Source organism: Sporosarcina sp. FA9, assembly GCF_051550205.1.
Classification (GTDB): domain Bacteria; phylum Bacillota; class Bacilli; order Bacillales_A; family Planococcaceae; genus Sporosarcina.
The window spans coordinates 464,668-476,840 of sequence record NZ_CP188819.1 but is presented as its reverse complement, the minus strand read 5'-3'; the positions used below and the strand labels follow the sequence as shown (position 1 = coordinate 476,840).

Here is a 12,173-nt window from a genome sequence, read left to right as displayed (position 1 = left end):
ATATAGAGAGAAGGAGTGATTTATTTGAGTTCTGAAAATGGCGTACCCTTTTATCTTATCCAGACAATTTATTCATTAAGGTTAAAGAATGGGATGAATCCTTCTGAACTCGCGAACAAAATAGGCGTTACCTTGGCAGAATATGAAGGTTGGGAAAAAGACTCATCCGATATCTCTTATGAGCATATTTTGAAACTGGAGGAAGTATTCCAAATCCCATCCCGGTATATTTATTTCGGTAGCGATGTAACGTTGTACAATACTCAAAAAAACCAACCTAAATAATGATACATACAAAAAAATACTTTTATAGGAGGCCAGGAATTTGTATGGACACATTAACATCATTACATGATTTGAAGTCACTTCTATCGAGTATTATTGATGGTCAGTCTGTGTCCCTTGAAGATAATATAGCCGACTCTTACAAATTACTTGAACAAGATAAGTTAAAAGGGGTTTATATTAAAAACAGCATGATCCTCTTACAATCTTTAGAAATCATGCATAAAGAAAATATTATTAACACTGAACAATTCAACAGTCGGATTATAGCTTTACGAAATATTCTTGGGTTGGTTGAAGAACTTTCATCCATTGAAGAAGAGTAACTTAAAGTTTTATATAATAAATCAATTGAGTACCGGATTCCCACTATAAATCGTGGACTGGCACTCGATTTTTTAATTCATTTTAAGGCGTTAAAAATGTGTGCTGACTTGCTGTATGTAAATTTCTCCAAATTCGATTTAAAGGTGAAGATTCCATAACTGCTTCCATTCCGAAGTGTCGGAAAAGGTGATTGGCACAACCGATCGTGGTTTCTGCAGCTTCTTTACAAACCATTGAAAAGTTGTTCAAATCCGCGTCTTTCAGTACGTTTCCCCCTTTATGTGTTTCCCACAATTCCTCTAATTTCGAATAAAAAACAGTTTCTATTTGATGATATTTAAGAAGCTCTTTGTCTAAAACCGCTGTAATCGCTTCATATTTATTATCCTCACCAATTGACCATCTATCTTTACTCGACTCCAGTATTCTTCTTGCTTCTTCAAAAAAACCTTGTCCAATCCCCAAACTTACCGCCGCAAATGAACTTTGGCTAAACTGAACAAATGGAAAGGTATGAACGAAACTTCCAAACTCATTGGCATGCTTCATTAAATCAAACGTTCTTTCTATAGGAACAAATGCATTTTCCACTCGTATTGTGTGGCTCCCTGTTCCTTTTAATCCAAATGCATCCCAATCTTTGATGACGTCCACTTGATCGGGCGTGAAAATACAAGTAACAATGTCCTCAGTACCTTCTAATTTACTATTCGCCGTAAACATAGAAGCATACGATGCACCGCTGCAATATCTCCACTCACCCGTCACACGATAGCCACCGTCTACTTTCACCGCAATCGCTGTCGAATGTGCACTTCCCGCGATCACCGCTTCTTTAGGACTGAAGAGTTCTATACACGTTTGCTCTTTAAAATTCGGCACGAACGCATTTCCACCCGAACCAATTGCAACAAGCCACCCAAAACTACCATCTAGTGCAGACACTTCTTGAAAAACACGAACCGCTTCAGGCAGTTCCAACATTTTCCCACCAAGCTCAACCGGAACAAAACACTTAAATAATTTTTCATCATAAGCAAATTGCAGCAACTCATCTGGTAGTGTACCTAGCTTTTCAATCAATGCCCCTTGCGCTTTAACATCCTCAAGAATCGATTCATTAAACATGATTTTATCTCCATTTCTCTTTTATTGGTGACAGTCCCCTATACAAATCCAACACTATTCAGTCAACTTGCTTCGATAGAAACGCAGGGCTCTTTGCAATCTTTTATATTTATCATTTTCTACAGTATACACTAGGGGTACGAACTGGGTTCAATTCATTGATTGTATACCTATGCGGGTATACAATAAAGGTATAGATTATTGAAGGAGGAAATTGAAATGACTAAAACAGCTACCGTTTACACAACATCTTCATGTCCATATTGCTCAATGATGACCAATTATTTAACGGAACAAAACATTCCATTTAAAGAAGTGAACGTTCAGAACGATCCAGCGGCAGGACAGAAATTAGTTGAAACAACCGGTCAAATGGGTGTTCCACAAACAGAGCTCAATGGAAAATGGATCCTCGGGTTCGATACGAACGGGATTCAGGAAGCTTTAAAAGGATAAGTATTTTGAGGAAACTTAAAAAGACCTCACTTTTTTGCAGCTCATGCACACCACAAACACCTGAGATGATTGAAAAAGAAATGAACCGTAAACTCTTTCCACGAATTTGCATCGGTCATGTAGCTTTATTTCTAACAGGTGTCGCGATCATAATCATGGAGTTTATGAAGTAATCGTTGATAAAGAAGGATTCCTCGGACAGTACATGTCTATTGGAATCCTTTTTTAATTGGTGACAGTCCCCTTTACAATTCAAACACTATTCAGACAACTCGTTCCAATAGAAACACAAGACTCTTTACCTCAACTTAACCTTCGTAATACATACTAAATGAAATATGCTAAATAGGAGAGGAATATATTATGCTAAATGCAGATTCATTGTTTCAAAGTAGACTGTTCAAGTCCATTGTTTGCATCCTATTGGTTCTAGGATTTCTAGCGACGTTAGTGCCCCAATCTGTATCGGCGAAAGAAATCTTTTCAGATGTCACGCCTTCTAATTCTCATTATCCGGGAATTTTAGAAGCGTATGAAAACGGATTTCTTAGTGGATATCCCGATGGAACTTTCCGACCGAATGATAAATTATCCCGTGCAAATGTTACCAAATCCCTTGGCAAACTAGTTTTATTGAAAACAGGTGTCGGGCTAGAAGGGTATGATTTTTCAAAAGCCGCCCCGTTTAATGATGTCCCTGCCACATATTCGGACAATGAACTCTATAAATACTCAATCATTGTAAAAGAAACGGGTATTTTCACTGGGAGCAACAATAATTTATTGCCAAATAACTTAATGACTCGGCAACAGATGGCAAAAGTATTGGTCAATGCTTTTAATTTAACACATATTGCAGGAAAACAATCTACAGTGACTGATAATCATTTGGCTATTGCAGAATTCCGAGAGTACATTGATATTTTATCCAAAAATAATGTGACCACTGTTTCCAATTTCCGTCCCGGTGAGACAACGACACGCGCCCAATTTGCAACATTTTTAACGAATGCAAATAATGTTGCTGCACCTGGTGGGCCGAATCCAACGCCAACACCGAAACCAGATCCAGCACCTGCACCAGAACCGGATCCAGCACCAGTACTTAAACCAGAGCCAATACCGGTGCCACTTCCACCAACGTCTTTGTATGTTAAGGATTTATTGCCAATACGTTTTTCAGAACTTCTTATCATTAATTTACCCAAAACAGTACCAGTCATTTACAGTGATGGTTCTGAAAAAGACCATTCCGTTACATGGAATAAAAAAGGCGAAGATTTAAAAGTAGGAACACATTCGTTAAAAGGAAATGTAAAAGACACTGCTTTTACAGCGGAATTAACCGTCGATGTAGTTAAATTCGTACCATTTCATTTACCAGGTCAACCGATCAAACCGTATATTCCAATTCCACAAAATCCACCGGATGTATATAAACATGCGAATACATTGATGGACACATTGGCGACAGATATAAAAAACGCAGCAAACGCCCTGGATGCGTCACAGAAATGGGGAGTAGCAAATAGTGCAGTCGCTACTGTTATCAATGACTACCCTCTTTACAATGTAACTGTTTGGAGTAAAACTCTCACGGAACAATGGAACTTAATTGAGAAACGACAAGCAGACATTGATCTTGCAAAAAAGGATGCCATTGTTGCGGTTGATGGACTTCTTAAGGAAGAACGATACACCGTGGCCGATGTGGATGCTCTTCTATACGAATCCATTTCAGCACTACAAAATAGGCTCAATAATGCTCAAAATAAAATAAAAGCATATGAAAATCTTGATAAAAAGGCAAATACATCCCAATTAAAAGCTGTACTTGCAAAACAGCAAACCCGAATTGACGATTTAAAAACCGTTTCCAATATCGCATTTAGATCGACACTGAAACTTGAAAATGAAAGAAATGAATTTATACACTTCATCCAAGCGTCACCATCCACTTCGGATCCTGCTGTAACAATCAAGTGGACTGCTTATAAAGGTACGTTTAATGTCGATACGAAATCGGATCGCTTCATCGTTGAAAGAATATACTTAAATCCACTTAAAAAGACTCAGTGGCAACATTTTAAAGTCGAAGTAACAAAAGGCGATGCATTTGCGTATAAATACTTTATTTCCTATATACCAATGGGTAACTTCATCGACAAGAATCCTCCTGCCCGTTTTGATAATCCGACTGATTATCATTCTGGATTGTACAGACCAAACTAAAAAAAATCCCTACCCTCCTTTTGCAAAAGGTTGGTAGGGATTTTTTTAGTTTTTTTGGTGACAGTCCCCTTTACAATTCAGACACTATTCAGACAACTAAACCGTGTACACCTTTCCGACTTTCGCGAGTTCTGTGGGTCCTTTATACTCTTGAACTGCGGCTTCTAGAATCTCCTCGACATTTCCGTGTAAAGGTAAGTGGGTGAGCATAAGTTGTTTCACATTCGCTTGTGCAGCCAATTTCCCGGCTTCGCTTCCACCCATATGGCCCGGCGCGACGCCGATATGTTCTTCAAACAAATTCGCTTCACTGATTAATACATCTGCATTTCGTGCAAAGTCAACGAGTTCATCGCGCCACTCTGTATCTGCAGTGAGCACAATGGAATTTTCCCCAACAGTGAATTTCATTGCTAAGCAATACGCCGGATGAATTGTTCGACAAAAGGACACTGTAAATGGACCAATTTCTACGGTTTCATCTTCAGAAATCTCGACACCGATTGTTCGCTCTTTATAGGATAGTTTTGCGAAGTTTTCCTCGTCCTGCCTATGTCCGTAAATCGGTAAAACAGGTGATGGATTGTTCAAATAAAACTGGATAAGCCTACTGTACTGAAGGCTTCCAATATCCGCAATATGATCCGCATGATAATGACTAATGACAACCGCATCTATCTTTTCTAAAGGTAAATAGTTTTGCAAAGAAGCAAGAACCCCGCTTCCACAATCAATCAAACAATGAAACCCCTCGTGCTCAATCAAAAAAGAAGACGTCGCTTCATTCGCTTTCGGGTACCCACCCCATATGCCAATCGGAATAATTTTCATACTGTCTCTCCTCACTAAAGAAATACTTATTCATATGTAGAGTGTACAGGAAAAGCTGGTGACAGTCCCCTTTACAATTCCCACACAATTCACTTCATCCGAAATGGATTTAAAAAGCCTTCCAACCGATTTCCGGGTTAGAAGGCATATTACTTTGAATATAAAACAAATCTTTGAAGTTTACGGAGTAGAAATAAACCGAATTCCAACCAAATCCAGCTGTATACGAATGAAAACACGAATAATAGGACGAGCATAGTGAAGCTAGTCGAAGATGTGCTGCTTGGTCCGAAAACAGGAAACCCGAGTACATATAGTGGGATGCAAATACCGAGGAATAGCGAAGCGCCATTCATGAATACGATTTTATAGCTAGATGAAAGCGTGTGGAAAGACCATCCCAAACCAAGTCCTAACAGACCTGTAGTAAATGGAAAGATAAATAATTCCGCGGGCTGAATTAAAAGCAGCAGTATGATGCTCACAAAATATGTGAACAAACCTGAACGAAACGATACGAGTGTGGCCATTAGAATTGGCGCGGTGGCAAATGGACTTATGAAGAATCCGATACCAATTATCAATCCACCAGCTGATTGTAAAATGGCCGCGAATGCAGCCATAAGTGCTGCGTATGCCGTCATTTTCGCCCGGGACCAATTTCGTTTTATATGTTGATGGATGTCATTCGGAAAAGTAGGTACGGGTTTCATTAAATAAATGCGGCTTCCTCCTCTCGGTTACCGACTGATTCATTTATATCGAAGAACTTCTTTAACTCTTAGTCACTTTCCAAATAACGCCTGTGCCTGGAACCGCACTGCTTCCCGAGAAAATACCGAAATCGACAATATACATATCGCCTTTCGGACAGAAAATGACGTCAATCGGTCTTTCAAAACCACCGCCACCCGTGAGTGATGCAGGCATTCCCGTTTTGTTGATGGCAAATAAGTTTACCTGCCCCGTTGTCATATCAATCCACGAAATACGATGCCCGACATATGGAGACGATTTCCCGCCTGTTGTGATGGGATCATTCGCACCGAATTCCGCGATAAATGCATTGTGAAGGGGCCCGAAGTCGGGATTCAAATTGAAGCTAAAGCCCATAATGGCCGAGTGAGGCGCAAATGTCGTCACGGGCTGTGGAGGTTGCATCGGGTGATTCGCTAGTAAAAATTCGGGTTGGGGCTTATTTTCCGGCTTGAAACTCGACATTGTGACGGGCAATCCTCCCGAATAATCTGGAAAACCGTACCACATATACGGTTGTATGCTATGAAATTCATCGGGTGAGTTGGCAATCGGTCGGCTTCCCCGTTCATCCAGTCCATGATTTGTGGCAAAAAGGCGATCATATGCATCAAAGCGGAGTCGAAATGGATTTCGCAGTCCCCATGCAACCAACTCCAGCTCCGAACCGTCCGGATTGGCCCGCAGTATGCTTCCGCTCGCACGCGTAATTCCTTTCACGATTTCAGCATTCGTACTCGGGATGCCAAAAGGAGAATATGCACCTGTGATTACAGAGTCTTTATTGTCTCCGGATAAAAAGCTAGACGTTGTGAAATTTTTGCCCACAAGAGGGATGTCGCTACCAGCATAATCATGAAAAAAAGGATGTTCCTTCACCCAATCATTGTCTTTGCCGACAACGCCACTATTCGTCGCGGTGCCCTGCCCAAAATACATTTTCCCATCCGGACCAAAGACGACGCGGTTGTTGTGATGGTCGCCGTTGCTTGGCAAACCTTCGATAATATCCCTTTTCGTCCCATCCGGTAAAATCATCGTTACATAGCGGCGATGCGCGACGTAAATATTACCTTGGTGCTCCGTAATTCCGGTAAGTGGTGGATTGAAACCGTCCGCAACGAGAATCCACCCGCCCCCTCCTAACTTCCACACCTTTCCATTGCCGTCTGTAATTCCCGAATCCGCAATGAACAATTCACCCGCGTCTGTGAATAAGGCATTTATGGGGGTCGTCAAGCCATTCGCAAAAACGTCAATCTGATATCCAGGCGGTAACGAAATATCCTTAGGATTCAATCGACGTTCATTCGGCATAAGTTGGTTCTTCACTTCTTTATGCCCCTTTCTGTTTTAAGGTCAGTTCTCCTATTCTTATGCGTTGGATAGGGCGTTTGTTCCTTTGCGGTCTTTACGCGGTGACAGTCCCCTTTACAATTCAGACACTATTCAGACAACCCGGATTGCAATACAAAAAAACACATAGTTTCCCTCGCCAGGGAGTTTGCTTGTACTCAAGTGGAGTTTGCATGCACTCAGGATGATTTCGCTTGAACTTACAATCACTTCATTGAAAAAGAAAGGCGTATCTGAAATGGATAGGTGAAATGAAATAATTCATGTATCCTGGAGAGGGAAGATACCTTTTCTAGAGTTTACTGTTAGTGACCATATTTGCGCACAGCAAAGACAATGTTGGATTTTTTGTACCGATTGGTTATTATAAAGGATCACTTCTACAAACTGGTTAACGCGAAAGGGATGTACTACATAATAATGACGAAAAAAAAGAAGTATTTTGTGGTTTTAATTATTGGCATAGTTGTAAGCCAAATACTGTTTTTCGGGTATATTTTTTCCTCTGTATGGAATAAATTTCATACAGAATCTCCGAAAATAATCCTCAATTAATTATTGAAATAAAAGATCGGGCCGAGGAATTCATATTCACTAATTACGGATTGCTAAAAGATGAATTTGAAATAGCAGACGTGAGTTACCGCAGTCAGTTTTTAGACTACAGTGAGAATCGATGGAGATACTATGTAACAATAAAATTGAATGATGCACGCATCGATCATTTTGACATCACCTTTGACGGAAAAAAAGTGGATCATAGTACTTATTTTACGAATATGAGTTATTCCTATGTGGATGAATACATGAAAACACTTCAACCGATGGAAGAATATTTAACCTCATTAGGATTCTACACTAGAGCAATTCTAGATGATGAATCGGATTACTTCATTGATATGCGTCTTAATAACGATGCCTTACGAGAAGACCTAATACAAAAGATAAAGAAGCGATCGTGTTTGATGAACTCTTAGAAACGTATCCAAATGACGTTGATTTGTATATTGACTTATATATGAAGGAAGAGTTACCTTATTCTGTTCAAGAAATTGAAACTAAACTGAAAGAAAATTTTACATTGATCAATCAAAATTATCATCTCAGAATTACAAAAGTAGGAATTGACAAAGAAGAGGGTTCTATGACTACGATAGGTGGTTACGGAAAATACCACAGTTTCTATTCGGAGTGATTCGGCCCGGGATAAAAGCCCTTTTTCCAAATAAAACGTCCATTAAGTTAGTAGATAACTTAATGGACGTTTAACTTTTATTGGTGCGCTGGTGACAGTCCCCTTTACAACTTCAAAACTATTCAGACAGCTTAAGTCGGAATACAAAAAAAATCCACAGAGATTTCTCTCTACTGGATCTTTCCTCTTGTGTCAATCGTGCACAGACGTGCAAAACGAGTAAACGTGTAGCTGAGTTCACTGAATAGTGTCTAATTTGTTCAGGGGACTGTCACCATTAATCCAAGCACATAGCGTTCGAAGAGTTCACGGGTAAGGTTGAAGCGCGGGTTGGTCGTATCAGTTCCGTCTGTTTGAACACCAATGACAACCGAAATATATCGTTTTCCATCGAAAACACCCGTGCTAACAAAGCAAGAACCGGCTTCATCTGTGTACCCTGTTTTCAAACCATCGATTCCCGCCACCGCTTGCGGCATACCCACCAACATTAAGTTCGTGGCCCATAGTCGTTCGCCGTCACTTGTTGTAAAATCCGTTATTTTCGTAAACTCAAGTACTTCAGGATGCTTGGCAATTAATTTCTGCGCCAGGATGGCAACATCTTTGGCGGATGAAACATTTGCGTACCCTGCTCCTTTGCCAATATAAGCCCCATCAAGGCCGCTTGCAGTGAAATACGTTGTCGCCTTCATTCCAAATAGCTGGGCTTGTTCGTTCATAATTTCCACAAATGCATCTTCTGTTCCCGAAACCATTTCTGCAAGCGCAATGGCTGCATCATTTGCAGAAACCACCGTCATCGCGGTGAATAGTTCTTTTACGGTATAAACTTTGCCCGGCGACATCCCCAGTTTAACGACTCCCGATTGCCCAACCATTTGCTGCACATAGTCCGTCGGTTCGTATGTACTTACCCAAGACAGCGACCCATTCTCAATAGCGTTCAGTACAAGATACTGCGTCATGAGCTTTGACATACTGGCAATCGGCAAGGACTCCGTGCTGTTCTCTTTATAAAGTACTTTTCCTGTTACCGCTTCAATCAAAAGAATCGCTTTTTCATCTTCATTCAAATCAACAGCTTTCGTAAATTCTTCCCGATCTTTAAGTACAAATGTTGCACCTAGCGCACATACAATTAAAATAAATAGCAATTTCTTCATTCTGTACACCTCTTCATTCGTAATCATACACATTAATAATGAAGAATCCTAAAGTACATTTCTTAAGAATTTCTTAAGATGTGAGTTGTGTTGGAGTTGTAATGGTGACAGTCCCCTTTACAACTCTGAAACTATTCAGACAAATCAATTCGGAATACAAAAAAAGATCCACAGAGATTTTTCTCTACTGGATCTTTCTTCTTGTGTTAATCGGTGCAAGTCACTCACTTAAAAGTATTAAAAAACCCTCCATGGTGCACAGACACGCAAAACGATTATCCGGATTTACTGAATAGTGTCTAAATTGTTCAGGGGACTGTCACCACCACCAACCACCACCAACCACCAAAACAACTTAAAACCCTTGAATACTCCTACTGGAGTATTCAAGGGTTCAAAAGATTATCTATCGTAAATCATATGGTTTAGGCGGGGAATGATATCACTTCCCGCTAATGATTTAACTATTTAATATTACCTTAATTGTTATTTTACTTTTTTAGTAAACCGAATAAAGAAGAGTAAGCTGTAACAACTTGTTGGTAATAACCGACTATGTTGTCCCAAACTGTTGTTTTAACAGCTTCTTTTGCAGGAACTTCTGCAGCATCTTCGCTATCAACAGTTTCTTCTGCTACTTCCCCACCATCAGTAGGTACTTCTGCAGTATCTTCACCATCAACAGGTACTTCTACTACATCCTCAACATCGGCAGGTACTTCTGCAGTATCTTCGCTATCAACTGGTACTTCTACTACATCCTCACCATCAGTAGGAACTTCTGCAGTATCTTCGCCATCAACAGGTACTTCTACTACATCCTCACCATCGGCGGGAACTTCTGCAGTATCTTCACCATCAACAGGTACTTCTACTACATCCTCACCATCAGCAGGAATTTCTGCAGTATCTTCACCATCAACTGGTACTTCTACTACATCCTCAACATCGGCAGGTACTTCGACCACATTGCCAACTTCATCTGGTAAGATCATACCAAGATGATCTTGGATAAGGAAGTCATAGTAATCAATTAAACTACTATAGTTTTGTATGACAGATCTATATTCATTTACTTGCTCTTCTGTTATAATAGTGCCATCGGTAGATTGGTCAGTTGACGTAGTATCTTCATTGATATTATCGTCGGCTGGCCTTTCTGTTTCGTCTTCATCAACAGGTACATCCGTTGCTTCATCTTCATCAACTGGTACATCTGTTGCTTCGTCTTCGTCAACAGGTACATCTGTTGTTTCGTCTTCAATTACAGGTAAGTCAGTTGCTTCGTCTTCGTCAACAGGTACGTCTGTTGCATCGTCTTCATCAACAGGTACATCTGTTGTTTCGTCTTCATCAACAGGTACATCCGTTGCTTCGTCTTCATCAACAGGTACATCCGTTGCTTCGTCTTCGTCAACAGGTAAATCTGTTGTTTCGTCTTCATCAACTGGTACATCCGTTGCTTCGTCTTCAATTATAGGTAAGTCAGTTGCTTCGTCTTCATCAACAGGTACATCTGTTGCTTCATCTTCATCGACTGGTACATCCGTTGCTTCATCTTCATCAACAGGTACATCCGTTGCTTCGTCTTCGTCAACAGGTACATCTGTTGCTTCATCTTCATCAACTGGTACATCTGTTGCTTCATCTTCATCAACTGGTACATCTGTTGCTTCATCTTCATCGACTGGTACATCCGTTGCTTCATCTTCATCAACAGGTACATCCGTTGCTTCGTCTTCGTCAACAGGTACATCTGTTGTTTCGTCTTCAATTACAGGTAAGTCAGTTGCTTCATCTTCATCAACAGGTACATCTGTTGCTTCGTCTTCATCAACAGGTACGTCCGTTTCTTCGTCTTCATCTATAGGATCATCCGAATCGTCCTCATTCGGTGCTTTTTCCAGCAAGTTTTTATTTGCAATTGTACGCATTATTTTTCCTTTTTCAGGTGAACCGGGAATGCTTGTTGCAAAAAATGAAACCTCTTCACCGTGATTTTTAAACTCTTTCTCCTCACCCTTTTCGGAAGCTAAAGTTGAACCGCCCGCTCCGAAAATAGCAGCTGTTACCATTGAGGTTGTCATTACAAACGGCAAAATCTTCTTATTCTTATTCGTGCTCTTCTCTTGTGGATTAGTTTCTTTAACCATGAATCATCAAACTCCCTTTTTTTTGTTTTTTAATTTCGACTACTAATACGAAAATGAAATAACTCTCATTCTATTAAGTCGTTCTGTGCATCTACCTCCTACTCAAGCAAAAGCTAAAACCAGGGTCCGTTTTTTTAATATCCGTAATGAAGATTTTCAATCGAATAATTTAGCAGTGCCCCGTCTGCTTGTTAACTACAATAACAAATGAAAACAACTCAAGTGTTACAACCAAATAACAATTTTGCATGGAAATGTTATCCTATGTCACAAATGGAAACCACTCCA

At 40.2% G+C, this 12,173-nt stretch carries 12 protein-coding genes; 6 read left to right on the top strand and 6 right to left on the bottom strand.

What is annotated here, in order from left to right; translation table 11 throughout:
- Positions 1–24: 24 nt before the first annotated feature.
- Both ACP8HH_RS02280 and ACP8HH_RS02275 read left to right on the top strand, forming a co-directional pair.
- A complete protein-coding gene (locus ACP8HH_RS02280; protein ID WP_438315296.1) occupies positions 25–285 on the top strand; it encodes a helix-turn-helix domain-containing protein in 261 nt (86 codons plus the stop codon).
- Between the two features lie 44 nt (positions 286–329).
- On the top strand, positions 330–611 hold the full coding sequence (locus tag ACP8HH_RS02275; RefSeq protein WP_438315294.1) for a hypothetical protein: 282 nt from the start codon (positions 330–332) through the stop codon (positions 609–611).
- Positions 612–693: 82 nt separating this feature from the next.
- Here ACP8HH_RS02275 and ACP8HH_RS02270 read toward each other — a convergent pair whose 3' ends face one another.
- Positions 694–1,740 (bottom strand): acyl-CoA dehydrogenase, encoded by a 1,047-nt coding sequence (locus ACP8HH_RS02270; RefSeq protein ID WP_438315291.1) that lies wholly within the window; start codon positions 1,738–1,740, stop codon positions 694–696.
- 219 nt (positions 1,741–1,959) lie between these two features.
- On the opposite strand from ACP8HH_RS02270, the gene ACP8HH_RS02265 reads away from it, so the two are divergent.
- Together ACP8HH_RS02265 and ACP8HH_RS02260 are read left to right on the top strand one after the other, a co-directional pair.
- The gene (locus ACP8HH_RS02265; RefSeq protein WP_438315288.1) at positions 1,960–2,196 is read left to right on the top strand and encodes a glutaredoxin family protein; all 237 of its coding nucleotides are present in this window, start codon (positions 1,960–1,962) and stop codon (positions 2,194–2,196) included.
- A 363-nt stretch (positions 2,197–2,559) separates the two neighbouring features.
- Entirely contained in the window at positions 2,560–4,428 is a 1,869-nt protein-coding gene (locus tag ACP8HH_RS02260) for an S-layer homology domain-containing protein (RefSeq protein ID WP_438315285.1), read from the top strand.
- Between the two features lie 96 nt (positions 4,429–4,524).
- Here ACP8HH_RS02260 and ACP8HH_RS02255 read toward each other — a convergent pair whose 3' ends face one another.
- The 3 genes from ACP8HH_RS02255 to ACP8HH_RS02245 all read right to left on the bottom strand — a co-directional run bounded on the left by ACP8HH_RS02255 (position 4,525) and on the right by ACP8HH_RS02245 (position 7,347).
- Entirely contained in the window at positions 4,525–5,259 is a 735-nt protein-coding gene (locus tag ACP8HH_RS02255; RefSeq protein WP_438315282.1) for an MBL fold metallo-hydrolase, read from the bottom strand.
- Positions 5,260–5,408: 149 nt separating this feature from the next.
- Positions 5,409–5,972, bottom strand: coding sequence for a hypothetical protein (locus ACP8HH_RS02250; protein WP_438315279.1), 564 nt, complete (start codon positions 5,970–5,972; stop codon positions 5,409–5,411).
- Between the two features lie 61 nt (positions 5,973–6,033).
- Positions 6,034–7,347: a PQQ-dependent sugar dehydrogenase gene (locus tag ACP8HH_RS02245; RefSeq protein ID WP_438315276.1), complete on the bottom strand. Its 1,314-nt coding sequence runs from the start codon at positions 7,345–7,347 to the stop codon at positions 6,034–6,036.
- 629 nt (positions 7,348–7,976) lie between these two features.
- Here ACP8HH_RS02245 and ACP8HH_RS02240 point away from each other — a divergent pair.
- Entirely contained in the window at positions 7,977–8,348 is a 372-nt protein-coding gene (locus ACP8HH_RS02240) for a hypothetical protein (protein ID WP_438315273.1), read from the top strand.
- Complete coding sequence (locus ACP8HH_RS02235; RefSeq protein WP_438315271.1) at positions 8,330–8,566, top strand: hypothetical protein; 237 nt, start codon at positions 8,330–8,332, stop codon at positions 8,564–8,566. The genes ACP8HH_RS02240 and ACP8HH_RS02235 overlap by 19 nt, the downstream gene beginning before the upstream one ends.
- Positions 8,567–8,826: 260 nt before the next feature.
- On the opposite strand, the gene ACP8HH_RS02230 is transcribed toward ACP8HH_RS02235, so the two are convergent.
- Positions 8,827–9,732, bottom strand: coding sequence for a D-alanyl-D-alanine carboxypeptidase family protein (locus ACP8HH_RS02230; RefSeq protein ID WP_438315268.1), 906 nt, complete (start codon positions 9,730–9,732; stop codon positions 8,827–8,829).
- Between the two features lie 491 nt (positions 9,733–10,223).
- Entirely contained in the window at positions 10,224–11,885 is a 1,662-nt protein-coding gene (locus ACP8HH_RS02225; protein ID WP_438315266.1) for a hypothetical protein, read from the bottom strand.
- Positions 11,886–12,173 lie beyond the last annotated feature (288 nt).

Excerpts from the sequence above, each read along its gene's own strand:
- ACP8HH_RS02275 (WP_438315294.1), top strand. The coding sequence starts at position 330 with ATGGACACATTAACATCATTACATGATTTGAAGTCACTTCTATCGAGT.
- ACP8HH_RS02270 (WP_438315291.1), bottom strand. The coding sequence starts at position 1,740 with ATGTTTAATGAATCGATTCTTGAGGATGTTAAAGCGCAAGGGGCATTG.
- ACP8HH_RS02265 (WP_438315288.1), top strand. The coding sequence starts at position 1,960 with ATGACTAAAACAGCTACCGTTTACACAACATCTTCATGTCCATATTGC.
- ACP8HH_RS02260 (WP_438315285.1), top strand. The coding sequence starts at position 2,560 with ATGCTAAATGCAGATTCATTGTTTCAAAGTAGACTGTTCAAGTCCATT.
- ACP8HH_RS02255 (WP_438315282.1), bottom strand. The coding sequence starts at position 5,259 with ATGAAAATTATTCCGATTGGCATATGGGGTGGGTACCCGAAAGCGAAT.
- ACP8HH_RS02250 (WP_438315279.1), bottom strand. The coding sequence starts at position 5,972 with ATGAAACCCGTACCTACTTTTCCGAATGACATCCATCAACATATAAAA.
- ACP8HH_RS02230 (WP_438315268.1), bottom strand. The coding sequence starts at position 9,732 with ATGAAGAAATTGCTATTTATTTTAATTGTATGTGCGCTAGGTGCAACA.
- ACP8HH_RS02225 (WP_438315266.1), bottom strand. The coding sequence starts at position 11,885 with ATGGTTAAAGAAACTAATCCACAAGAGAAGAGCACGAATAAGAATAAG.